The organism is Emticicia agri (assembly GCF_004168285.1).
GTDB lineage: Bacteria > Bacteroidota > Bacteroidia > Cytophagales > Spirosomataceae > Emticicia > Emticicia agri.
In genome coordinates this window covers 53,691-76,786 of the sequence record NZ_SEWF01000006.1, presented here as the reverse complement: position 1 = coordinate 76,786, position 23,096 = coordinate 53,691, and the positions used below count along the sequence as shown (strand labels likewise).

The following is a 23,096-nucleotide window of genomic DNA, read 5'->3' as shown; positions in this document are numbered from 1 at the left end:
TTCATAAATCTTTACGACCTTTGCAGAAAATATATTGCTCATATTGAAAGAATATACCCGAAATCAGTTGGCACTTCGTAATGGTCAGGATAAAGAAGAAATCTGGATAGCCTATCAGTCAGTCATTTATGATGTAACACATTCAAGACTATGGCGCAAAGGCAAACACTACGAACACTGGGCCGGCCAGGACCTTACTGATGAACTAAAAGACGCTCCACATACAGAGGGTGTTTTTCAGAAGTTTAAAGCTGTGGGGAAATTATTGAGTGATTGAGCGATTTAGTGAATGAGTGATTAATTAATCTTAAGCTATTTACTAATTCTAAGTAATCATTCATAAACCACATAGCTGCTAATTATTTACTCAATCGCTCATTCACTCAATCACTAAATTTTCACTCATGAAACTCATTGAATCAATTATACTTTTTGCCAGTCTGGCTTTTTTAATTATGTTTGTCGATCAGGCACTTTATAAAAAAGTACCATTGAGCGATAGTTATTTCTTTCTGATGTTTTCGTTAGCAGGTTTTTTATTTTATACGTACCGTCGGGGATTAAGAAAAATTAAAGAAAAGCAGGAAGCAGAGGCGAAAAAGGAAGAAAAACCTAAAAATATTGAGCAACGCCTCAAGAAAAAATAAGCAATCCAGGCAACCAGAATACCAGTTCGCCGAGCCAGCGATAATGTTGTTTAACTGACAGTTGTTTGGAAAAAAGAAAGATAGATAGTGTACTACACGCCATCAGAAATTCAACGAAGAATACTTTCCTCATATAACCTTCAATACTTGTCAGCAATGTAATACAAATAAAGGCTGTGATACCTATTACTATTAATCTCACTTGTTTTTCGCCTACTTTCTGAGCAAAGTTTTTTACTCCGGGCATTTCCTGCATTTCGTACCACGAAAAAACTAAAATACTCTGGTGTACCAGCAGTATAAAAATGAAAGCAGACAGGTATTGCCAGAAACCTACATTTTTATCGACAAATGCGCTTCCAAAAATGGGGATGCTATACAACAGCGCAGTAGCAATTTCTTTGTAATAATGATAGGCTGAGGCAATGGTCTTCTTTTGAAGCAGAAGAAAATAAAGAAGCAGAACAACTGAAAAAGCAATACCAAAGATAATGACAGATTCTGGCAGAAAGAAAACCAGAAAAAGTGCCAGGGTTGATAGCGCAATAATAACCATTTGCAGGTAATACTGATTATCATAATGGAACTGATGCCGGGTATCCTGCGGTTGCGATTTAAGGTTATCGAGAAGCCTGTCAAAAATATAGACAATCCAGGTACATATGCCTAAAATTATCAGTACTACCCCATTAATTTTTCCTTGTCCATCAGGCATTTTCCAGAACATAACGCTACTCAAAACCGCTCCTGCCACTACATCAAGGCTAAAATAGTGGAGTATTTGCAGTAGATGAGTAGGTTTGTTTTTCACGCATTTACTAAATTTCTAATATTATCTCATCTCCCAAAGCAATTTTACCCTTTTCTACCACCAATAGATTTTGCCCGAATAAGATTTTACTGCCGTTTCTTCTATATTGTGTCAGGGTTTTCAAAGGTTCTTTACCCCTTTCTGCCGTTTCGGGGTTAATGGTTGTCAGTACACAACGTGCGCAGAGCTTTACCCCGACTAATCTGGCTTCTCCTACCTGAAAGTATCTGAAATTGTCTTCATCATGCGGCTCGCCTCCCGAAAAAACCAGATTCGGACGAAAGCGCTTCATCTCCATTTTTTCTTCCAGTTTCTCATTCAGAAAATCTAAACTCGACTGGCCAATGATTAAAACCGGATAAGCATCTGAAAAACTGGTATGTTCTTCGTGGGTAATAGAATACTTAGGGTCTGTCAGACGGATAGAGTCGTCAGGCTGATAATATAAGTGTGTTTCTTTCCCTAAAACTTCAGTAAACCAGGCATCGGCTTCATCATTTACCCTTATGGCTCTCACTACATCATCCCAGATGGTTATCATGCGGTTATCATTAGTCTCAGGCTCAAATGGTACTTTTAGCGGAGCAATGTCTTTTTTGCGATGGCTTACTTTTAGTCCATCGCTTTCTATGCTTACCTCTATCAGAGCCATTTGCTCATTTTCCCTTTGTGTCATAAATATATTCCCACCATCAGCCAGCACCCAACGACGGTCATACTGCAAACCTCTGTCTTCTACTTCTGCTGTCTGAAGCGAAATTCCACCTAAAGATTTAATAGGGTAAATGTTTATTTCAGTAATAATTATTGCCATATTTACTTATATTTTTTCGGACACAACATTTCTCGTCAAAAATCGTTTGAGTTATTAGGTCAAACACATAAATTGGAGGAAATTTTCAGGGCGTAAGAGCAAGCCTCTATTTAGTGTCGGTAATTGAAAGATGATAGCTCAACCTATAAAAATTTTGGGCGTGTTTGATGGCCCTACCCATTTATAAGATGAAAAAAACAATTTATCTCATTACATTTCTGCTCCTTTCCAATGGTGTTTTTGCGCAACTCCAATTGTACAAACGTGGTCTTGCAAGTTTCGACAAAGGTCAGTACGAATTAGCCATTAAAGATTTAGCAAAGGTAACTAATATTGCTGAAAGTGAAAAAGCGAATCTGAATTACAAAATAGCAGAAGCCTACCGTTTATCGAACCGTTGGGTTGAGGCTATTCCTTACTACGAAAAGGCGTTTGAAGCCAAGTTGCTAATACCAGAAGCCCATTTTCATTATGCTTTCGCTTTAAAAGCAGCCGAAAAATATGATATGGCGCTCAGAGAGTTACAACAGTTTATCGACTCCAAAAGCACCATCAAAGCCTATAACGAAAAGGCCTATCGTGAGGTAAATACCCTGAAAATCATCGGTGAACTGAAGAAAAAACAAACCGAAATTTCTTTCAAAAATCTTTCTCAGATTAATACATCAGGTGCAGAATTTTCTCCTACCATACTTGGTGATGAACTGGTTTTTACAGCTTCACGCAAAAGCAAAACGTATTCGAATGGTTTACCTTATGTGGGTTTATATAAAGCCCGACTGGCTCGTTCGATGAATGAACTGGGGAAACCGGAGAAATTCAGTACGGTCATTTTTGATGAAGAGCGTAACGAAGGTACACCTACGTTTTCGCCCGATGGTAAAACCATAATTTATGCCAGGGGTAATACAGGTAAAAGAAAAGACCTGTCGCCTGATATGGACTTATATATCTCCCGTTATGTAGATGGTAGTGGCTGGACAGAACCCCGTTATGTAAGTGCTTCTGACTCGGCCAGTTGGGATGGTTGTCCGGCTTTCTCACGTGATGGCAAAACCATTTATTTTGCCTCTAATCGTCCGGGAGGTTTAGGTGGTATTGATTTGTATCGGGTAAATATGGATGCATCCGGTCGTTTCGGAAATCCGGTGAATTTAGGGAAAGAAGTGAATACGGCAGGTGATGAAATGTTTCCGTATGTATCAGAAGATGGCAAACTCTATTTTGCTTCAGATGGGCATCCGGGACTTGGTAAATTAGACCTTTTTATAGCAGTGCGTTCAGGCGGTAAAATTACTGTTGAAAACATGGGAGCCCCTTATAACTCCAACATGGACGATTTCGGGCTGGTGATGAGTAAAAAGGGCGATATTTTCTTTTCGTCGAACAGAGCCGGAGGTACAGGCGACGATGATATTTATTATTATGAAGCGCCACAACCTGATGTAGCCACTAATGACCCGAGTAAATCGCCTTTGATTCCTATTTCAACCCCAGATAGCCTGAGCAGACCGAAAGAAATCAAGACGGTAAGATATTATCTGGCCGGAACGGTTTATACCAAAAATGCTAACAATGAAAATGTGCCTTTAGATTCGGTAAGAGTGAAAATTCTTACAGCAGGTCAGGACGACCCTATGACAGAGATTGTAACAAGGAAAGATGGTACTTTTGGTCCTATTGGTTTACAGGAAGACGGTGATTATGTAATTTTAGGCAGCAAAAAGAATTACCTGGCCAAACGTGAAGACTTTTCAATGAATGGGCGGGCTATTCCACAATCATTGCTTACCAAACCCATTACCGATACCACGTTTTATACGAGTCTGAATTTGGAAGAAATTCAATTAGAGAAAACCTTTCGTGTAGAAAATATCTATTATGACTTAGATAAATGGGACATCAGACCAGATGCTGCTATAGAACTTGATAAACTGGTGCAGGTATTGGTCGATAACCCGACTATCAAAATTGAATTAGGTTCTCATACTGACTCCCGTGCAACAGAGGTGTATAACCAACGCCTGTCGCAAAGACGTGCCGAGTCTGCTGTGAATTATATTGTTTCTAAAGGTATTGATAAAACCCGTATTTCAGCCAGAGGCTATGGTGAAAGTGAATTATTGATTAAAGCCGCCAGAACTGAAGAAGAACATCAGACCAACCGCCGTACAGAGTTCAAGATTCTTGAAATTGAATAGCAATAAATCCTAATATATATGAGATAGCCCCGGAGTTTTTCGGGGCTATTTTTTGTATCACGATTTTTCAAATCGTCTTGTTTATTAAAAACTATTTGAAAAATCGTGATACAAAAAATTATATCTCCTCCAGAATTCTCTTTAATTTCTCCAGACTCTCATCTTTACTGACTTTTGCACTATAAATGATTTTTCCCTCTTTATCAATCAGGAAAGTCTGGGGGATATAATTTGTTTTCCAAGTTCCTCCTATACTATCTTCAACGTCACGGACATGAATCATATCCAGATTATGTTCCTCAATAAAGTTTTTCCATTCTTCCTCATCGCTATCACTCGATATCAGAATGGTTACCACGCCTTTACTTTTATATTTTTTAGCAAGTTCTTGTAGCAAGGGCAAATTCTGTACACAAGGCTTACACCAGGTAGCCCAGAAATCAATCAACACATATTTATCTTTATAATTGATAAGGTCTATTATTTTGCCATCTAGCCCCTTTTGTGAAAATCGTGGAGCAATAGTCCCTTCATCTAATTCTAAATCTGCAATTGTATTAGCTATCCTCTGCCCATAGGCTGACTTCCGAAAATTTTCATCAAAATTACTTACATAGAATTCTTCTATTTCTTTCTCGGTGAAATCAGCATTCCACTGACCTATTTTTTTATAGAATAGTTCCTGATAATAAAATTGTCCACTATTCGATTTAATTAAATCCCGTTCTTTTTTCTGTATTAATGCGGCTTTAGTATTATACGACATTCGTACTGATTCATCTGTTCCCAACATAGGGTTCTGCCTGATAACAGCCATTTCATCTACCTCTTTCCTGATGGTATTCTTATGGTTATTCTGCCCAATATCATCAAGCACACCTTCCAATTTTAGCTTATATCGTAAATTATCTTTCCGGTTTAAATTCCTGAAAAATTCAATACGCCCCGACTCTGCATTAATATAAAAATCTTCATTATTATCAAAGGCATCTTCTTTATATAAGCCAATAATGCTTATCTTCAAATAAGGTGCATGTGTTTCTGCTTCAATAATCTCTTCAACAGGAATATTATTTTTTGACAAAGGATGCTTCTGCCAGGTTAATCCATTATCATAGGTAATAGTAAGGTTTTTCTTATCGACTCCCTCATGAAAAACTAATTTCACTTGTATTTTTTTTGATTGCGCCAGTGTGTTTGCACACATGACAAAGAGAAACCAAAAGATAGCAATAAGTTGCATTTTTTTAAATCAGGAAAAGCCAAGCCGTTAGAGGCTCACAGCATGTTGTTAATTAACTTCTTATCTGGTAAATAAATACCTGAACATATAAAAGTAGGCTTTTATCCGACCACTTTTAAGTCATTCGGCACTTTAAACGCTACCACCTAATAAAAATGTCGAAAATGAGGAAAATATTGTTATATTTGAGATAACATTTATCCCACAAATAACTTCAACTTTGCTACATCTTGTCTGCTGTCTGTTACTTTTTACATTTTCCAATCAACTAAATTATTTCACGTATTATGAAATACCTGTTTACCTTAACGCTGGTAGCGTTAGTATTACTGATGGGCTGCGAGAAAAACGAAGAAGACCCGGGTAACCCGACCTACAAGGGTACTGAACAGAGTTTAGGTAATGGCAAAGCCTATTCCTGGGTAACTTTTGCAGCCGATAACAAACCTCTATCTATTGGTATTACACTTACCAAAGGGGCTCTTGACAACATTCCTCACACGGGTGTAGCTTTAGTACTGGCCTTGCCTACGGAAGCAGTTGGCAAAACACCTTTCGACCACATCATGATTGATTACCTGCACACAGGTCACGAGCCGCCGGGTACGTATGATGTAGCGCATTTTGACATGCACTTTTATGTGCAGTCTTTAGCCGACCGTAAGGCCATTCCACCTTACCCGATGGCACCTGCCAAGTTTGATAATCTACCTGCGGCAGGTTACTTGCCGAATGGGTACATTCGTCTTCCGGCAGGTGTACCTGAAATGGGAGTGCATTGGGCAAATCCGGCATCACCCGAACTGGCAGGTACGGGCAAATTTACCGAAACACTTATTTATGGTTCGTACGACGGTAAGTTTACCTTTATTGAGCCGATGATTGCGCATGAGTTTCTGAAAAGCAAACCAAATGTAGTAAAGGCATTACCACTACCGACCAAGTTTGAAAAACCGGGGTATTACCCTATGAATTACAGCATCAAACAGGTAGGTGACGATATTCAGGTAAGCCTTGATGCGATGATGCTCATGCAATAAAAATTCTAAAATGACTTTTGTAAAAACTATAGAATACAATTGAGTGAATGAGTGATTGTGCGATTTAGTGATTAGTTGCAATAGAATAATAACTAATTAAAGTAGTGAAATCAATAATCACTCATTCACTAAATCATACAATCACTCAATTTTTCCTTACCACCGAATCAATGCCGAGCCCCAGGTAAAGCCACTACCAAAAGCAGCCAGACAAACCAGGTCTCCATCTTTTACTTTTCCGGCTTCCCAGGCTTCACACAAAGCTATTGGAATAGAAGCGGCAGTGGTGTTGCCATATTTCATGATATTGTTATAAACTTTATCGTCAGGTAATCTCAAAGTCTTTTGCACAAACTGGGCAATACGTAAATTGGCCTGATGTGGCACCAATAAATCAATATCTACCGGAGTCATGCCTACTTTGTTCAAGGCCTCCATAATAACCTCCGGAAACTTGGTAACGGCGGTTTTAAATACCAGTTGCCCGTTCATATTCGGGTAGTAGGTTTTATTTTCAATCAGGTTTTCGTACACAAAAATTTCTCCGTATAAAGCCTCAGGAAAACCAAATTGCTCTTTTCCTAAATGTTTTCCTCCATGACTACCCGGACTAATCAAGGCTAATTCTTCGGCATAAGTACCATCTGAATGTAAATGCGTTGTCAGGATACCTTTTCCTTCTTCCGTAGTCGGTTGTAGTACTACCGCTCCGGCACCGTCGCCAAAAAGAACAGCTACGTTGCGCCCACGGGTAGTGAAATCAAGTCCCATTGAGTGCATTTCAGAGCCTACCACCAATATGTTTTTATACATACCCGATTTAATAAACTGGTCGGCTACTGACAGCGAATAAATAAAACCTGAACACTGATTCCGGATATCTATGGCACCCATTTCTTTATGCGTAATGCCCAATTCACGTTGCAGTAATACGCCACAACCCGGAAAATAATAGTCGGGGCTCAGGGTGGCAAAAACAATAAAATCTATTTCCTCCGGTTTTATACCTGCCCTCTCACACGCTATTTTAGCAGCATTGGCCGCCATAGTAGTAGGTGTTTCTTCGTGTTTCTTGCCGTATCTTCTTTCTTTAATGCCCGAACGCTCCTGAATCCACTCGTCAGAGGTATCCATTACTTTCATTAAATCTGCATTAGTAACCACCTGTTCAGGCACATAAAAACCTATACCTGCTATTTTTGAATTGACCATATTTGTTGCTGTTTGAGTCCAGCCACGAAGTTACAAGAAAATCGTTTGAATGTGCAAGAGAATCTTGGAATAGTGATTATTGAGATGGATTGTTAACCGAATGAGGTTTGTTCATGAAAATTGAAAACAAATAAGAAGTACACAGCAAACAAATAGTGAAACATTGTGTCATTTGTGTAAATTGTGGCAAAATATTCAAGAAATTGCCACGAAGTACACGATTATACACAATGTTTCACAATAGTAGCATCAGGCTACACTGCTTTTTCTCTTATACAGCCAATACCACAAACCTATCCCGCCTAAAAGGATAAATACCCAAAGCCTGATTAAAATCACAATCAGGTCTTCTACAAATAACCAACCTGTTTTAACAGAATCCCATATACGAACAAAGACATTAGGGCGGTAATTTTCTATACCTTCTCTGTTTTCAATCATGACTTTATTCAGAAAAGCGGCCTGATATAATTTAATAGTAAGCGTACTGAAATCTACCTGATCTTGCAGGCTCAGGTTCTGCATTTTATGATTGTCGGCTACTGCCTGATGGTCTAATAAAGATTCTTCTGCCTCTACAGCGGCACCTATATTACCTTTTCTGTTCTGGTGTACACGCTGGTTACGCTCTACAAATTTCTCCTGTCTTTTATTGGCTAACTCATTTGATAACATCTGTAACCTTACATCTTCTGCCTTAATAGTCCGATGGTCAACATAGAGCATCATACTATTGATTTCTTTGAGTACATCTAACAAATAGCGGTTCGGAACCCTGATACTTATATCATTTTCAATGTTTATCGTACTCACTTGTAGCAAAGAGTCTTCGCTGATAATGACTGTTTTCTTATTTTGCTCGTCTGAGTGCATGTGAGCGTAAGTAACAAATCCGCCATATTTAATAGTCAGGTCTTCTAATTGCTCCGAAGATTTTCGTACATCTTTTACTTTAAATTGTAGGTCGGCAGTGCGGACAAATTTGCGTTCTGGTTGAGTGGCCACAGATTTCTCAGGCTCACTGATTGGCTCTTTTGCCTCATCTACCATAGTAGTGTCTGCATATTGTTCCTGTAAATTAGATTGAGATTCGTATTTGCTTGAACAAGCCATAAAAAAACAGCCCATTGCTCCGAACAGCACTGCTTTAGAAGAAAAATTAAATCGCATAAGTTTATTAAGGTTTTGATTATACCTCAAAAACGTATGCGATTGAATAGTATTGTATTTTATTTAAGAAAATTTTAAGAATTATTTAAGGCTAATTTAAGAATTAGTACGGAGTGGGTTGCTCGGGGTTAAAATCCTTAAAAGTTTTCTTAATATTGGTATCAGTCGGTTTGTTTTTTGGCTCCCATGCCGCATCTAAATCTAACACTACCAGCCCTTTCAGACTCATGGCATTCATAAAATCATCTACCTTTCTGATAAAATCAGGCCCTCTGCGAGACGATTTTAAAGCAAAGTCACGGGCAAAGATATCGCCTTTGCTCTGAATCTCATTTTTCTTTTCAATGATATAGTTTAACCGATCTATCAAATCTTTCATCGATTTACCAATTACCTCTGTAGCTTCTAAAGTACCAATCGTCAGCACAGTTGTACCACCAAGAGTTGACACAAGCCTTTGCTGGTCGGGTTTTTCTTTGGGTATTAGAAACGATGATAAACTTGTAGTAGCCCCCAAAGAAGCATTCAGAATCGAACGGTTCTTTTTACCTTTTTTGGCTTGTGTGTAGAGCCTCTTCAATTCGGTTTCTTTTTCTTTCATCTGCTCCATCAGCTCCCAGCCCCTCAATAAAGTACCTCTATACAGATTATACAGTTTCTGGTCGGTTTCTGCTTCATTAATCGCATTTTTTACCACAAATCTGATGGTTTTTACATCTCTCTTCCTGGTTTTATCCAACACAAAGAAATCTATGGTAAAAGCTAATGTATCAAGCGGGTCTAATACAAAATCATAGCCTGGCTTAAATATAAACTCATACTGATTGGGAGTATTTTTTACAAGCATATTCTTGGTAACCTGCTGATTGTCTGTCAGAAAATCAAATACCTGTATATCATCATCGCCGTTCGGGTCTGATAGGTAAAAGCGTAAACTAACTGTCTGATTTTCTTTTAAATAGAAATTACTCTCACGCGGCACTACCACAATTTCGGGCGAGAGGTCTATCTGTGTGGCTTCTATTTTCAACCGCCCTTTTACCTGCGCTTTTGAAGGTTGGTCTTCTACATAAAACTCAATATAGATAGGCTGATTCTTTATTTGTTTGAATTGTGTCAACGAAGGTGTCCACGAAACCTCTCCCTGCGACGACATCTTCATGCCTTCAGGCAGGGTTTCCATAGATGGCACTACCACAATAGGGTCGTTGTCTTCATCAAATACAAAATAACGGTCTATTTTATAAATGTTCGTCGTATTATACTGCACATAAAAAGGCTTCAAATCTTTTACAACAGGCTTACGATTGATATGCTGAACCCTGAATTCTACCTTTGAAGACATTACGTCATTGGTTGAATCACATTTAGCCTCAAAAATAACCTGCTGAAACTTGAACCCGGTCAGGCGGTCAACAAAATCAAAAGAGGGAATCCAGGTAAATTTACCTAATGAATCCAACTTCATTCCGTCTGTTTCTCCCTGTGATATTGAAAAACGAAACTTTTCGCAATTTTTACCTTCTACTTTCAACCCGAACGAAACAGGAACACCCTCTTTCAATTGAGTCCAGTCGGTGCCGGCAGGTAAAATAATTTTTGGTGAGTCTTGTGCGAATAGCTGCTGGAAAAACACTAATAAACTAAAAATCAGTATGTTAGTTCTCATTTTAATCATACAGTAAATCATTTAAAAATTGGTAACTCAAGTAATAATCAACGCTTACAGTCTACCAATTACTTCTCTTCTGTAGCCATATCCTGCTTGCTCAAACCCGGTACAACTACACAAGGAAAGCCAAACAAACAACGGTCTTTTATCATTTTTATTACTTCATCAGGTACGTTTTCTTCCCATCCTTCCTCACCTTGTTTAATGAGTTCGAGGGTTTTATTCGTATTGATAGCAAGGTTTTTTTCATTATAATGGTGTATATCCTCAATCTTATTGTTGGCTATCAGATAGCGGTACAAATCAAGCAAATGCATAGGCGGCATAAAGCGCATACTGTTCATGATATTGTTGTTCTGATAAGTAGGATATACAAATAATTTCAGGTTCCTGCTGAACAGGGTCGCAAACGACTCTAAAATTCCGCCCGGTAAATCTTTATAGTGTTTTTCTTCAAAAATGTATTCCAGATTAGGATAACCGATAATCAGTCCCATTTTGAGTTTGGTGATTTTTGAAAGATAGGCTACCAGTTTATAGTACTCCTGATAGTTAGAAATCATTACCATCTGCCCCATTGAGCAAAGAATGTCCACTCTGTCTAAAAAGTCCTTTTCGTCAATCTCGGCATCATTCTGTTTCAGACCCTGTAAGGTTATTTCAGACAGCACCACTACTTTCTCTTTATCTACATCCGGCTCTCGCATAAACTGCTTTCGGCCTGTTTCGAGCATGTCTAAATGCACATTTACCAGAGGGCGGAATCTGCCTCTCAATACCAGTGCATGTTTCCTGAAAAGCACCTCTGAAGGTTGTAAATTCTTGCCATCGGCACCAAAAAGCGCAATATCTGAAAAACCATAACTCACCAGATGCAGACTCATCAGCCGATTATCAACATGTTTGAAGTCTGGCCCTTCAAAACGAATCATGTCAATCTGTATCCGGTCTTTCGTCAAATCGTCCATCAACGAGAGCAACAAAGTCTCTGGGTCTTTGTTATAAAAATAACACCCGTACATCAGGTTTACGCCTAATGTTCCTAAAGCCTGATGCTGTAATACATTGTCATTATCCAGCATTTTTACATGGATAATAATATCGTTATAATCTCCTTTAGGTGTCAGCTGAAATCTTACACCCATCCAGCCATGCGCATCATTGGTTTTATGGTAATTCAATGCAGCAACTGTATCTGAAAATGCAAAAAACGTAGAAGTTTCTCCCCTCTTTTCCCCCAGGCGTTCAATCAGTAGCCCATACTCGTGGTCGAGCATACTCATCAGGCGGGGTTCGCACACATACCGTCCGTTCTCCATCACGCCATAAATGGCATCAGAGAAAGTCATATCATAGGCCGACATGGTTTTGGCTATCGTATTCGATGCGCCACCTGCCTTAAAAAAATTAGCCGCAACATCCTGACCTGCACCAATTTCAGCAAAACACCCGTAAATCTGCTTGTTCAGATTAATGCGCAATGCCTTTTGTTTGGTACCCAGATTTTTCTCGTAAATGGTTTCCATTGTTGATGCGTTTTTACTCATAATTATCCTTTCGCTCCTTGTCTTAATTATCACTACAAAGGTAGCCTCCTATTTGTACTTTTCCAAGTGTATAACACAAAAGCAAGCAAGTTTAGTGCCTAATCAATAGGATAATATTAATGGCTTTTTGTACTAAAAAACAACTTTTAATAAAATCTTAAGGAATATTTGGCAGATGAAATCTTTACTTAGTATTAATTTTGTATCTGAAAAGGTTTGCACTTATGATAGGAATAAACCAATCTTTTTATAGGTATAACAAAAACCTTTTCAAGTAGTAAATAAAAGTACACCCTATTATTCTGTCCTGATAAATAATGTTTAAGCGGTTTACATATATTATACTGTTTTTAAGCCTAATTGGGCTACTCTTTGGCAGTGAGTATAAGGTATCATTCGCTACCGTTGAGGGCATACGTACTACTGCCAGTAAAGCAAAAAATCTTCCTCCGAGTGCAGATGATTTTCTTTCGATAGATTTCCGCACTAATTACTACTTTGTACGTACGCTGAACGATGACCCAGATGAATATGGCCAGCTAAATACCTATAGCTACCTTTTCTTAAAGAAGAATGCTTCATCAGATGTATTCGTTCAAAAAACAGTAAACTTCTTCAAAAGCCGGATCATCTATCTGCTTAATTGTATCTGGCTTATCTGATATCCACCCCCTTCTTATTTTTTTCTAATCCAGAACAAATCTGAATTTCTCAGATAAACTGTCATTGGCTATGCCTGATGAGGGCTTTCTGCTGTGTTTTCAATTACATTATTATACTATATTACCGTGAAAAAGATACAAAATATCGTTTTTCTATGGCTTTTCTGTGCACAAGCGCAAGCTACCGGAGATAAACCTGCGGGAATTGGAGGGTTTATTTTTACAGAAAAATGCCTTATTGATGGCGCATAAGTTTGACATTGAGGCCAATCGTGCCACTATCATACAAGCTAAATTATGGGAAAACCCCACACTGTCTTACGAGCAGATGCTCTATAACAACAATACAAGAAGCCTATTGCCTATATTAGGCTTAAACGATACCAAAGGCGCACCTACTACCCAACAGGCTGCGCAAGTGCAACAATTGTTTTATCTGGCCGGAAAACGCACCAAACGTGCAGCATTGGCCGAAACAAGCACGCAAATGGCAGAAGATGCCTATTACGATGTTCTCAGAGGCTTAAAGTATGAATTGCGTAACAATTTTTATGACCTCTATTATTTGCAGAGTGTTGTAAAAATTTATGATGAAGAAATTGCCTCTCTCGTAAAAACCCTGACAGGCATGAATACGCTTCTGGAAAAAGGTATTATTCCCATCAAAGACATTACCCGTATAAGAGCCTTACAGTTTTCGCTGGAAACCGAGCGGAAAGATTTGAAAGTACAGATGCTGGAACGTCAGGTAATGCTGCGCACGATTACGGGTACACGCAATGAGGTATTTTTTGTACCACAGGCAAATAAAAATACCATTGATGGCATAAGTATGCAGAACCTTACTTTAGATAACCTGATTACTACCGCTCTTGAAAACCGCCCGGATTTACGATTACAACAATCGTCGCTCAGGTACAAACAGCAGAATCTTGTTTATCAGAAAGCTCTTAAAGTACCTGATTTACAGGCAGGACTTGCCTACGACCGTGCAGGTAGTAGTGTACCCAATTACTTTGCCGCTACTTTTCAGATCGGCTTGCCTGTATTCAACAAAAATCAGGGGAATATTAAAGCTGCCGAATACCGGATTCAATCGGCGCAAAAACAGGTGGTAAGTCAGGAAGACAGAATCATTGGAGATATACAACTGGCCTACCGCAAAGCATTAGAAGCTGACCAACTCTATAAAAGTTACGACAAGGCTTTTATGGTTGATTTCGACAAGCTATTTGATAATGTAAAGGTCAGTTTTGAGAAACGATGAAAACGATTTGAGCAGTTTGTTAGTACCAACTACCAGAGGCACCAAAGTTCCGCTGAAAGAAATAGCTACTATTGAAACCGTAACAGGTCCGGCCTTTGTGTATCGTGATAAAAATAAGCGTTTTATCGGGGTGAAGTTTTCGGTACGTGAACGTGACTTAGGCAGTACCATTGCCGAAACACAGGCAAAAGTGGCACAAAAAGTAAAGCTCGACAGAGATACCAGCATTGAATGGACAGGAGAATTTGAAAATCAGGTGCGTGCCAGTGCACGTCTGGGGCAGGTAGTTCTGCTCTATTTAGCCGCTATTTTTGTAATTCTCTTTGTGATGTTCGGGAATGCCAAAGATGCAGGGCTGGTATTGGTTAATGTACCTTTTGCCCTTATTGGCGGTATTCTTGCCTTACATACCACAGGAACTATTTCTGGCATTTCGGCAGGGGTAGGTTTCATTGCGCTGTTTGGTATCTGTGTCCAGAATGGGGTAATTCTGATTTCTGTTTTCAATAAAAACATGACAAGTCGGATGTCGCTTGATGACTCGATCAGAGTGGGGGTTAAATCCAGAATACGACCTGTGGTAATGACAGCCCTGATGGCAGCCATTGGTTTATTACCTGCGGCTATTTCAACAGGTATAGGTTCAGAAACCCAGAAACCACTGGCGATAGTAGTAATAGGAGGGTTAATTTCGGCAACAGTTTTAACGCTCTTGATTTTCCCGATTATCTATCGGTTCTTCTATCGACACAATGTACATACATTGAAAGACCTGGATAAAGGATATGTTTTTTCAGAAACCGGATAGCACTCCTATCCGGTTTTTTAAGTTATAACTGATATACTATACGAATCCCATCTGCAAATTCAATCAAGCTGTCTGATAAATTCCTTACAATAATTCAACAAAAATGGCGTAATTTGTAAGTTAAGCAGGTTAACTGCATCAACTCCACATACAAGCCATTATAATCATTGAATTGAAAAGTATGATTAACATTCTTGCCTTTTGCTTAAACCTTCTGATTGTCCAGAAGGATACTTCCACCATTACTTATGAAGATTACCAGTCAGCTATTAATGGTTTTAAGCCATTATTAGTAGATATACGAGAGTACAAAGCTACCCCCGAGGAAGCCCGTAGCCGTTTTCAACAGATTATGCGTCTATTGAAACAGGCCAATCCTACGGTATCCTACGATTCCTCGCAGGTAACCCTCTTTTTTCCGTTAATGGGTTTCGATTACAGAGCCGTTGGAGGAAGAAATGGAAATGGATTCAGGGCAGCAGGCTATGATTTATTCGACCAGAATGCCAAAGGCAGCCACCCTGCCCATGATATTTTTATTAAAGACAAAAATCAGGACTGCAAAGACGATAGAACCGGAGACTATGTAAGTATCCTATCGGTAAGTGATGGCGTAGTAATAGGCACAGAAAACAACTGGCAACCCGATAGCGAATACAGGGGGGGCAATTATATCTGGGTCTATGACACCGTAACAGGTGGATTATGGTACTATGCCCACCAGAAAGAAATCTATGTAAAAACAGGCGATGTAGTAAAGGCAGGGCAAAAAATCTCTATTATTGGTCGAACAGGCTACAATGCTGCCATGAAGCGTTCGGATACCCATTTACACCTGACTTATCTGAGAATAGACGAAGACGGTAATCCGACCCCTATTAATACGTATGGCTGGTTAAAAAATGCTGCTACCTTACTCGACCCACGTATTGCGGCTGATTTAAAACCATTGGCCTATCATAGGAATATCAGACCTATGAAGGTAAAAGCTAAGATTTTGCCAACGCTTGCATTTAAAGCACCGATAGTAAAAAATGAATCGTTGCCTGTTGAGCAAAAAAAGAAAAAAAGGCGTTCGAGAGCCTGATATGTGCTTGGCTCCGAAGTCCTTAAAACTTATATAAATCTGTCTTGATGGAAGACTTTGAAATAAAATACGAAATAGAAAACGCACAATCTTATCTCGCAAAAGGGCAGTCGCCTATACAGGTTCGCAGGATTTTAATTGAGAATGGAATCGAGAAAGAAATGGCGTCAAGGATTTCAAAGGAGGCTTATATTAAATTTTTAAGAGAGAATGCCACAACAAAAATAGTCAGAGGAGGCTTATGGTTTGTTGGTGGATTGATTACCTCAGTCATACTTTTTCAAAACGATAATAAAGGCTCTTATTTAGCAATTGCCGGGGCAGTATGGGGATTGTTTGAAATGCTTTCAGGTATTTCCCGTACAAAAAGCGCTAAGGAGTTATCTGATAATCTATTTATATAAAGAATCTGTTTTATCAGTTTATATAAAGAATCTGTTTTATCAGTTTTAAAAGGCGGTACAATCTGTTAAGAGATTTACCGCTTTTTGTTTGCTTTCTGAACTGACCAAACACAGAATCATCGTCTAAATTATAAGTGTGATGATGCATTAAATTGCATAATGAACAAACATTCAGAAAGAGAGGGGCTCCCCTGTTGGCGAATCGCCTCTCTTTTTTCTCTTTAGTTATTTCCCTTTCCTTCCTCTAAGTCCCTATTATTTATATCAACTACCACTATAAAAAAGCCCTCCTTTTGAGGGCTACAATCAACTGTTCTATACTAATGCTTTCTTATGCTCCATCAACAGAGGCGTTTCGTCTATCAGGTCTTTTAAGGTAGTATGCTCGTAAACTGCCAGATTGGCATCTCTTACTTTTTCCATAATCGGCCTGATGCGGCAGGTTACCTCATCGGCGCAATCATCGCATTTACCATAAAAATGAAGCGATACACACAACATAGGAGCAATAGGTCCATCTACAATTCTGACAACCTTTGCAATGGTTACCTGCTCGGGCGGAAGCCTGAGCTGATAGCCACCTCCTTTCCCTTTCTGACTATGCAATATTCCGTTATTACGCAATTCAAGCAATATGGCTTCCAGAAATTTCTTTGGAATATTTTCTTTCTCGGCTATTTCAGCAATAAGAACAGGTTGCTTTGATTCAAACCTTTCTGAGAGGAGTTTCAAAGCTTTTAGTGCATATTTTGCTTTTTTAGAAATCATTTATTAGTATGCTGATGTGAGTTTTACCTGATTCATTTTCATCACATATTTAGGTATATTCTCAGATGAATCAAACAAAAGTAAAATTTTTTCTTGGTTTCGCAATAAATCTCTGATTTGGTGCTCATTTAAATTACCCGAAACCTGTTTTCATAGCTAATTTAGCTATCTTTTTACTAAATAACTACTTTTTGCTCGTACAGGCATTCCTGCCAATGCCATTCCTTCCAGTCTTATGTCAACCGTTGTTTCGGCATTGGTATTAAAGAAAGATAGCTTGGCTTTACCTTTGGCATTGGTTTTTACGATTGGTGCCCAATGAATAGTTGACCTGTAGTCGGGTCTGGCATTTGCCGTAAAGTCTTCCATGCTCGCTTCTGCATGATTGGGCGAATAAAACTCTTTAGGTACGGCATAGCCATATATATCGCTTACATCTATTCCTTGTGGTGGTCCGCCATCATTGCTTGGGCTACCTCTTTTAGTCAAAACCGATATGACCCCATTTCCTCCTCTCGACCCGTAAATGGCCGCATCTGCCCCTTTGAGTACGTCAATTTTATCCACATCAAAAACCGGAATACTCAATAAAGTCATTTTGTCAACCATCATCCCGTCTAACAGATAAGTAGGTTCAGTTGACCCCATCATAGAGCTTATTCCCCTGATAATCACCGTTGGGTCACTGGCACTACCTAATACCTGTACCCCCGGTACTCTACCCCTCAGCAAGTCTATTACATTACCCGAAACCTGCATATCAGGCGTTATTTTCAGTGAGTTAGTAGCATGAGAATACAATACTCTGTCTTCTCGTTCTTTTTCTCTTTTCGCTTTTATGGTTACCTCCTGCAACATTCGTTCCCGGCGCTCTCTCAATAATTTTTCTATGGCTAAATCGTCTGCGGTTCTTTTCAGATAATCAGCCAAATCGTTTTCATCAAAGGTAATAGGATTAAATGGCAACAGGTTTCGCTGCAATTTGGGAGCCATAGGTCTGTTGATGAAAATCTTTGTATTACGATTTAATTTACCCACCACAGCCTGAACCAGAATCTTACCTGTGCCCGTAAAGTCAAGGTTTTGTAAAGAGAATCTTCCCTCGGCATCGGCCTGACCTGTGCCGAACTGGCGGTCATCTTCTCCTAACCATAACATAAAAGTAATATTTACAGGCTTTTCAAATAGCTTTCCGCTTGGCCGTGTAATTTCGCCCGAAATACCTATGCCCCGCTCTAAGGCAAACACAGGTTCAGGCAAAGTTGGTTTCATAATATCTTCCCACTTAAAACGCCTCCAGCCCTGTGTAAGCATCAGAATATCCATATGCCGACGCACCTCTGGTTTGGTCTGAGAGAAATAATAATCAGGTTCTTCTATTTTTCCTTTGACATCTGAACTTAACAGAAGATAAGTCATGATATTTTCGTCGTGCGCTGGCATTAATACCTGTTTGCCATCAGAGACAACTACCGAGAAATTACCGGCTACCGGTTCTCCGTCCATATCTTTGGCTTCAATTTCCAGTTTTACTTCCTCTTTGGGCAGATAGGTTCTTTTATCAGAGGTAATGCTCACATTTACATAATCTTCTTTGTAAATATAGACCAGTCGCTCACAACGTGGGCGGCCTGTTTCGTCAAAAGCTGTAAATTGTGCTACACCCTCGGGAAATTTGTCTCTGGGAATTTTCACAGACATAGCTTTGTTATGCGCCGGAGTTCGTGCCACATAGCAAATTCTTCCCTGCGACTGCCCCACCACTACAATATCACCGCTGCCTTTAGGTTTGTTGTAGTTGTGTCCTACATATAAGCGTATCACTTTTTTATCAACAAAACCTTCTACCCCCATAATGAATCCTTCTTTTTCGATGGCCGGAAAAGGAACTTCTTTTTCAAAAATGTTGCGGTATTTAATTTTTGCCCGATAGGTTTCTCCTGCCACAGCTTTAAAGTTAAAAACCCCCATCCCTAAATGTTCACTCCCGAAAACCATTACCGTATCTTCTTTATCAGAGATTATCACACCGCTCACATCTATTCCGTTTCCTACTTTATCGGTTGCTTTAAAAGCTATTTTATTGTCTAAACCTTCTACAATCTGCCCACCTTCCGGGAAAAACTGAAAGTCAATTTCCTGTGCGTTGAATTTGACAGGCAAAATTTCTTCGCCGATTTTATACACTTTAAATTCTTTGCTGAACATCAGGCTTTCATCAAAATTTTTCATCCAGTTGGTATAAGCCCGCAAGCGGTAATAGCCTGAATGCAGGCTGTCAGATAGTTCAAAATCACCTGCGGCCATTCCTCCTTCCAGTTTCAGAATCTTTTTTTCAACCACCCTTCCTAACTGATTGTCAATCAGTTCTACATTAAGCGGAATGCTTGCGGTATCAAGTACATTTGTGGCTGCTTCTATCAGATAGGCTTTCAGCCAGATAGTTTCTCCGGCTGTATAATAGGGTTTATCCAGATGCAGGTAGGCTTTTTCCTGTGGATACGCTCCTGCATATTTGTTAAATTGGCTCACAATGCTGTCGGCTAAATCTACCGGAAAAGTAAAGGCAAATAGCGTGGCAGCAACAGCAAATATTGACAGTAATTTTTTCATAATCAAAGAGTTGAATGTGTGTATATTATAAACTTCTTTAGCAAGCAAATTATTACATCTTCATCAGCGCAACATAGGTTTCAATCCCGTTCCAGATATTCTGAATACGGATATTTTCATTTTCGGCGTGCTGATTATTGTCATGATTGGCAATCGGTACTGTAATAGTAGGCGTTTTCAGGTACTTTTCAAACAAAAATAAGGGTAAACTTCCACCTAAACTCGGCATCAGCACAATTTCCTCTTTTACTGTCGATTGTATCGCTTTTATTACGTCCTGTGCAATAGGTAAATCCATCTTGGTTCTTTGGGCATTATAGCCTTTGCCTACCTGTACACGTGCGATAAGCGGGTACTTCATACGCTCTTCGTCAGTGATACTCTCATTGCGTGTTACATAATAACCTTGCTCTTTTATATGGTCTATTACTTTCTGTACCTGTCTTTGCACATCGTTCCCTAATACCAGTCGTAAATCTAAAGCAACCGTAGCCGAAGTAGGAATCACATTAGCTGCCATTTTACCCACATTGGCACTGGCAATGCCATTGATATTGAGCGAAGGCAGGTTAATTAACTCTACCAGAGATTTACCGCCTCCATCAGGTCTGGCAAACCCTAATTCGTTTTGCATCTGTTCATCTACCGATGGCACCCGGGCAATGGCCTGTTTTTCGGTTTCAGTAAAAGGCACTACGTCGTCATAAAAACCCTTAATCAATACACGCCCCTCATCGTTTTTCATTGATGCCAGTAATTTAACCAACATCATGGCCGGATTAGGCGCCCAGTTGCCATAATGCCCGCTGTGCAAAGGTCTTTTAGACGCATATACTTTTACTTCCATGTTTACATCACCTCTTACGCCAAATACGACCTGTTTACGACCCGACTGGTGCACAGGGCCGTCGCAGATAATCCAAAGGTCTGAACGGAGTTTATCTGCATGTTTTTCTAATATTTCAGCCAGATGCGTAGAACCTGCTTCTTCTTCGCCCTCAAAAAAGAATTTGATATTAACCGATGGCTGAATGTTCAGTTTTTTTAATACCTGATAAGCCGACAGAATAGCAAAAACCCCTGCTTTATCATCAGATGCACTCCGGCCATAAATCCGCCATTCAGGATTAATTGGTTCAGTAGCCTTAGGAACCGGAATTATCTTTCCACCTTTCTCTAAAGAGGCATCCAAGAAAACTGATTTGAATGGTTCTATCCCTTCGGCCCATTGATTCGGGTTTACGGGCTGTCCGTCATAATGGGCATAAAATATAACCGTTCTGGTAGCACCGGGTACTTTTACTTCACCATGTACCGCCGGAGGTACGCCTTTGGTTTTTGCTTCCAGGAGTTCGGTCTTTATCCCTCTTGCTTCCATCATTTTTACGATATAGGCAGCTGTTTTCTGAATACCTACCGTATCATAGACTACATTCGGGATGGATAGCAAGCCCATGAACTCTGATAAAAAAGTGTGTTCATTGGTCTGACGGTATTTTCTGACCTGTTCAGTGAGGGGGCTTTGCGCAAAAACAGCTATCTGGGTAAATAACAAGAGCAGGAAAAGGCAGCTTTTCATGAATTTTAGTTTATGTTCAACAAAAATATAAAATTGGTTTAGCATTTGCTTTACAACACATGAAAATCTCTACAGAAATTCTGTTGCGTTTTTCAGAGTCATTTTTCAGAAACCATCTTTAACTCAAAAAATATAATCTACTGAAATTCAATCATTTACAAACTTGGCAAAATAAAAAACAAAGAAATTTACCTGTAGTTTTTTTAAAGGTTGCTTACGGCTGTAAAAGGTTGTTATGCGTATATAAACGAGAAGGGCTTGAGTTTTGGGGAAAACACACCCGTCCGATAAATTTCTTTAAATTCTTCTTGACTGGTATTATTTTTTTTCATAGGTTAGTTAAAGATTAGTTCTTTGAAAATCCAGATTCGTAGATTTAGCTATGATGAAAACACGACTTGATACCTGAATTTATGAATCTGACCAGTTAATCCATTTTTTAACTTTAAATTAGTGAGATATGAAGATTCATGTGCATGCAGTACATTTTGATGCCGACCCAAGATTAGTCGGTTTCATTCAAACCAAGTTAAATAAATTAGACACCTTTTATGATAGAGTTACCAATGCCGAAGTGTTTTTGAAATTAGGAAAAGGTGAAAAAAGTAAAGTTCATAAAAAGCACATCGAAGTTAAATTAAACGTTCCCGGCCAGACAATTTTTGTAGAAGAAAAAGGCGATACATTTGAAGAAGCTACAGATTTAGTACTGGAAGTATTAAAATCCCAGATTAAGAAATTTAAAGACAAGAAAAACATAGTTGAGCATAAAAAACCTGAAGTAGAGCCCATAGCAGAAGAATTAGTTGAAGACGAATATTAATCAGGTTTTTACATAAAAAAGCGGCAGTCTCGTAAGGGGCTGCTGCTTTTTTTGTGGGTCATCTATACTTCTTTTGCATCTAATAATTTCATCAAATCTGATTTAGCCCTCAGGCTTTCATTATTAAATCGGTACATAATAAAAAAACAGGTATAGATTATTATACCGATGGCGAATAAATTAAAAAAATAAAAACCACAAAAATTAGCAATATAATTGATGTTACCATATCTAAAATAACGTGAGTTCGATAGATAAACTACTGACTATAAATCACTTGTAGTCCCGTAGGGACTTGTTCCATTGAAGTCACGTTAAAATAGAAAGTCTTATTCTGAGTTTTACTAATGTATTTTCGGAAACGTTTTCCAGATTGCCTGTAATAACAGGAAAAATATGTAACCTATCACCGGTAATTCTCTGTATTTTAAACTTTTGCTCTTCTATTTTACCTTCATAAGGCAGTTCCGGCTCCTTACTTAAAAGTGTCCTGAGTCTGAAAATTTTCTCAGATTCTATAAAATCAGTTAACCGATTTATTATCTCTTCTTCATTCAGTTTTGTTTCAAGTATAATTGTTTCAAAGGGTAGAAGTTTCATTATATTCAGACACAGGGAATCGTTGCAAAAATACCTCAATTTTACTACTCAATAATAGCTAAAAAACGGATATATTAATCAACTCGGTATCATTATTATGAGCTATTAATAAATAATAAATTAAATCT

Annotated in this window: 21 protein-coding genes and 1 pseudogene; 11 read left to right on the top strand and 11 right to left on the bottom strand. The window is 38.9% G+C overall.

Annotation, left to right across the window (positions count from 1 at the left end; all coding sequences use genetic code 11):
- Positions 1 to 43 precede the first annotated feature (43 nt).
- Both EWM59_RS05615 and EWM59_RS05610 read left to right on the top strand, forming a co-directional pair.
- A complete protein-coding gene (locus EWM59_RS05615; RefSeq protein WP_130020071.1) occupies positions 44 to 277 on the top strand; it encodes a cytochrome b5 domain-containing protein in 234 nt (77 codons plus the stop codon).
- A gap of 127 nt (positions 278 to 404) precedes the next feature.
- Positions 405 to 647 (top strand): hypothetical protein, encoded by a 243-nt coding sequence (locus EWM59_RS05610; protein WP_130019963.1) that lies wholly within the window; start codon positions 405 to 407, stop codon positions 645 to 647.
- On the opposite strand, the gene EWM59_RS05605 is transcribed toward EWM59_RS05610, so the two are convergent.
- Entirely contained in the window at positions 634 to 1,458 is an 825-nt protein-coding gene (locus tag EWM59_RS05605; protein WP_130019962.1) for a hypothetical protein, read from the bottom strand. The genes EWM59_RS05610 and EWM59_RS05605 overlap by 14 nt on opposite strands.
- A 7-nt stretch (positions 1,459 to 1,465) precedes the next feature.
- The gene (locus EWM59_RS05600; RefSeq protein WP_130019961.1) at positions 1,466 to 2,272 is read right to left on the bottom strand and encodes an MOSC domain-containing protein; all 807 of its coding nucleotides are present in this window, start codon (positions 2,270 to 2,272) and stop codon (positions 1,466 to 1,468) included.
- 188 nt (positions 2,273 to 2,460) lie between these two features.
- On the opposite strand from EWM59_RS05600, the gene EWM59_RS28650 reads away from it, so the two are divergent.
- Positions 2,461 to 4,473: a CHU_0125 family OmpA-like outer membrane integrity protein gene (locus tag EWM59_RS28650; RefSeq protein WP_130019960.1), complete on the top strand. Its 2,013-nt coding sequence runs from the start codon at positions 2,461 to 2,463 to the stop codon at positions 4,471 to 4,473.
- A 118-nt stretch (positions 4,474 to 4,591) separates the two neighbouring features.
- Here the strand turns inward: EWM59_RS28650 and EWM59_RS05590 are convergent, their stop codons facing one another.
- Positions 4,592 to 5,641: a TlpA family protein disulfide reductase gene (locus tag EWM59_RS05590; RefSeq protein ID WP_165372109.1), complete on the bottom strand. Its 1,050-nt coding sequence runs from the start codon at positions 5,639 to 5,641 to the stop codon at positions 4,592 to 4,594.
- A 362-nt stretch (positions 5,642 to 6,003) separates the two neighbouring features.
- On the opposite strand from EWM59_RS05590, the gene EWM59_RS05585 reads away from it, so the two are divergent.
- Positions 6,004 to 6,756, top strand: a complete 753-nt coding sequence (locus tag EWM59_RS05585; RefSeq protein WP_130019958.1) for a DUF5602 domain-containing protein — start codon at positions 6,004 to 6,006, stop codon at positions 6,754 to 6,756.
- A 156-nt stretch (positions 6,757 to 6,912) separates the two neighbouring features.
- On the opposite strand, the gene EWM59_RS05580 is transcribed toward EWM59_RS05585, so the two are convergent.
- From EWM59_RS05580 to EWM59_RS05565, 4 genes are all read right to left on the bottom strand, one after another.
- Positions 6,913 to 7,968, bottom strand: a complete 1,056-nt coding sequence (locus tag EWM59_RS05580; RefSeq protein ID WP_130019957.1) for a 3-oxoacyl-ACP synthase III family protein — start codon at positions 7,966 to 7,968, stop codon at positions 6,913 to 6,915.
- Between the two features lie 249 nt (positions 7,969 to 8,217).
- Positions 8,218 to 9,138, bottom strand: coding sequence for a DUF4349 domain-containing protein (locus EWM59_RS05575; protein ID WP_130019956.1), 921 nt, complete (start codon positions 9,136 to 9,138; stop codon positions 8,218 to 8,220).
- A 103-nt stretch (positions 9,139 to 9,241) separates the two neighbouring features.
- The gene (locus EWM59_RS05570) at positions 9,242 to 10,807 is read right to left on the bottom strand and encodes a hypothetical protein (protein WP_130019955.1); all 1,566 of its coding nucleotides are present in this window, start codon (positions 10,805 to 10,807) and stop codon (positions 9,242 to 9,244) included.
- A 68-nt stretch (positions 10,808 to 10,875) separates the two neighbouring features.
- Positions 10,876 to 12,336, bottom strand: a complete 1,461-nt coding sequence (locus tag EWM59_RS05565; RefSeq protein ID WP_130019954.1) for a TonB-dependent receptor — start codon at positions 12,334 to 12,336, stop codon at positions 10,876 to 10,878.
- Positions 12,337 to 12,674: 338 nt separating this feature from the next.
- Between EWM59_RS05565 and EWM59_RS05560 the strand changes: the two genes are divergently transcribed.
- The 6 genes and pseudogenes from EWM59_RS05560 (at position 12,675) to EWM59_RS05540 (ending at position 16,585) form a co-directional block, all read left to right on the top strand.
- The gene (locus EWM59_RS05560; protein WP_130019953.1) at positions 12,675 to 13,019 is read left to right on the top strand and encodes a hypothetical protein; all 345 of its coding nucleotides are present in this window, start codon (positions 12,675 to 12,677) and stop codon (positions 13,017 to 13,019) included.
- 126 nt (positions 13,020 to 13,145) lie between these two features.
- Entirely contained in the window at positions 13,146 to 13,271 is a 126-nt protein-coding gene (locus EWM59_RS28550; protein WP_262709142.1) for a hypothetical protein, read from the top strand.
- Positions 13,261 to 14,286 (top strand): TolC family protein, encoded by a 1,026-nt coding sequence (locus EWM59_RS05555; protein ID WP_130019952.1) that lies wholly within the window; start codon positions 13,261 to 13,263, stop codon positions 14,284 to 14,286. Before EWM59_RS28550 ends, EWM59_RS05555 begins: the two co-directional genes overlap by 11 nt.
- A 13-nt stretch (positions 14,287 to 14,299) precedes the next feature.
- A pseudogene (locus tag EWM59_RS05550) lies at positions 14,300 to 15,094 on the top strand (efflux RND transporter permease subunit); the annotation flags it as partial.
- A gap of 181 nt (positions 15,095 to 15,275) precedes the next feature.
- Positions 15,276 to 16,181, top strand: coding sequence for a M23 family metallopeptidase (locus EWM59_RS05545; RefSeq protein ID WP_130019951.1), 906 nt, complete (start codon positions 15,276 to 15,278; stop codon positions 16,179 to 16,181).
- A gap of 47 nt (positions 16,182 to 16,228) precedes the next feature.
- On the top strand, positions 16,229 to 16,585 hold the full coding sequence (locus EWM59_RS05540) for a hypothetical protein (protein WP_130019950.1): 357 nt from the start codon (positions 16,229 to 16,231) through the stop codon (positions 16,583 to 16,585).
- Positions 16,586 to 16,900: 315 nt separating this feature from the next.
- Here EWM59_RS05540 and EWM59_RS05535 read toward each other — a convergent pair whose 3' ends face one another.
- The 3 genes from EWM59_RS05535 to EWM59_RS05525 all read right to left on the bottom strand — a co-directional run bounded on the left by EWM59_RS05535 (position 16,901) and on the right by EWM59_RS05525 (position 21,545).
- Positions 16,901 to 17,353, bottom strand: a complete 453-nt coding sequence (locus EWM59_RS05535) for an RrF2 family transcriptional regulator (RefSeq protein ID WP_130019949.1) — start codon at positions 17,351 to 17,353, stop codon at positions 16,901 to 16,903.
- A gap of 165 nt (positions 17,354 to 17,518) precedes the next feature.
- Positions 17,519 to 19,966 carry a TonB-dependent receptor gene (locus tag EWM59_RS05530; RefSeq protein WP_130019948.1) on the bottom strand — a complete coding sequence of 816 codons (2,448 nt, stop codon included), beginning with the start codon at positions 19,964 to 19,966 and terminating at the stop codon, positions 17,519 to 17,521.
- Between the two features lie 52 nt (positions 19,967 to 20,018).
- Positions 20,019 to 21,545, bottom strand: a complete 1,527-nt coding sequence (locus EWM59_RS05525; protein ID WP_130019947.1) for a M20/M25/M40 family metallo-hydrolase — start codon at positions 21,543 to 21,545, stop codon at positions 20,019 to 20,021.
- A 460-nt stretch (positions 21,546 to 22,005) separates the two neighbouring features.
- Here EWM59_RS05525 and hpf point away from each other — a divergent pair, with 460 nt between their 5' ends.
- The gene (gene hpf / locus EWM59_RS05520) at positions 22,006 to 22,368 is read left to right on the top strand and encodes a ribosome hibernation-promoting factor, HPF/YfiA family (protein WP_130019946.1); all 363 of its coding nucleotides are present in this window, start codon (positions 22,006 to 22,008) and stop codon (positions 22,366 to 22,368) included.
- Between the two features lie 309 nt (positions 22,369 to 22,677).
- Here the strand turns inward: hpf and EWM59_RS05515 are convergent, their stop codons facing one another.
- Positions 22,678 to 22,968, bottom strand: a complete 291-nt coding sequence (locus tag EWM59_RS05515; RefSeq protein WP_130019945.1) for a hypothetical protein — start codon at positions 22,966 to 22,968, stop codon at positions 22,678 to 22,680.
- Positions 22,969 to 23,096 lie beyond the last annotated feature (128 nt).

Excerpts from the sequence above, each read along its gene's own strand:
- EWM59_RS05565 (WP_130019954.1), bottom strand. The coding sequence starts at position 12,336 with ATGGAAACCATTTACGAGAAAAATCTGGGTACCAAACAAAAGGCATTG.
- EWM59_RS05545 (WP_130019951.1), top strand. The coding sequence starts at position 15,276 with ATGATTAACATTCTTGCCTTTTGCTTAAACCTTCTGATTGTCCAGAAG.
- EWM59_RS05525 (WP_130019947.1), bottom strand. The coding sequence starts at position 21,545 with ATGAAAAGCTGCCTTTTCCTGCTCTTGTTATTTACCCAGATAGCTGTT.
- EWM59_RS28650 (WP_130019960.1), top strand. The coding sequence starts at position 2,461 with ATGAAAAAAACAATTTATCTCATTACATTTCTGCTCCTTTCCAATGGT.
- hpf (WP_130019946.1), top strand. The coding sequence starts at position 22,006 with ATGAAGATTCATGTGCATGCAGTACATTTTGATGCCGACCCAAGATTA.
- EWM59_RS05585 (WP_130019958.1), top strand. The coding sequence starts at position 6,004 with ATGAAATACCTGTTTACCTTAACGCTGGTAGCGTTAGTATTACTGATG.
- EWM59_RS05540 (WP_130019950.1), top strand. The coding sequence starts at position 16,229 with ATGGAAGACTTTGAAATAAAATACGAAATAGAAAACGCACAATCTTAT.
- EWM59_RS05555 (WP_130019952.1), top strand. The coding sequence starts at position 13,261 with ATGGCGCATAAGTTTGACATTGAGGCCAATCGTGCCACTATCATACAA.
- EWM59_RS05530 (WP_130019948.1), bottom strand. The coding sequence starts at position 19,966 with ATGAAAAAATTACTGTCAATATTTGCTGTTGCTGCCACGCTATTTGCC.
- EWM59_RS05535 (WP_130019949.1), bottom strand. The coding sequence starts at position 17,353 with ATGATTTCTAAAAAAGCAAAATATGCACTAAAAGCTTTGAAACTCCTC.
- EWM59_RS05515 (WP_130019945.1), bottom strand. The coding sequence starts at position 22,968 with ATGAAACTTCTACCCTTTGAAACAATTATACTTGAAACAAAACTGAAT.
- EWM59_RS05600 (WP_130019961.1), bottom strand. The coding sequence starts at position 2,272 with ATGGCAATAATTATTACTGAAATAAACATTTACCCTATTAAATCTTTA.
- EWM59_RS05560 (WP_130019953.1), top strand. The coding sequence starts at position 12,675 with ATGTTTAAGCGGTTTACATATATTATACTGTTTTTAAGCCTAATTGGG.
- EWM59_RS05610 (WP_130019963.1), top strand. The coding sequence starts at position 405 with ATGAAACTCATTGAATCAATTATACTTTTTGCCAGTCTGGCTTTTTTA.
- EWM59_RS05575 (WP_130019956.1), bottom strand. The coding sequence starts at position 9,138 with ATGCGATTTAATTTTTCTTCTAAAGCAGTGCTGTTCGGAGCAATGGGC.
- EWM59_RS05570 (WP_130019955.1), bottom strand. The coding sequence starts at position 10,807 with ATGAGAACTAACATACTGATTTTTAGTTTATTAGTGTTTTTCCAGCAG.
- EWM59_RS05580 (WP_130019957.1), bottom strand. The coding sequence starts at position 7,968 with ATGGTCAATTCAAAAATAGCAGGTATAGGTTTTTATGTGCCTGAACAG.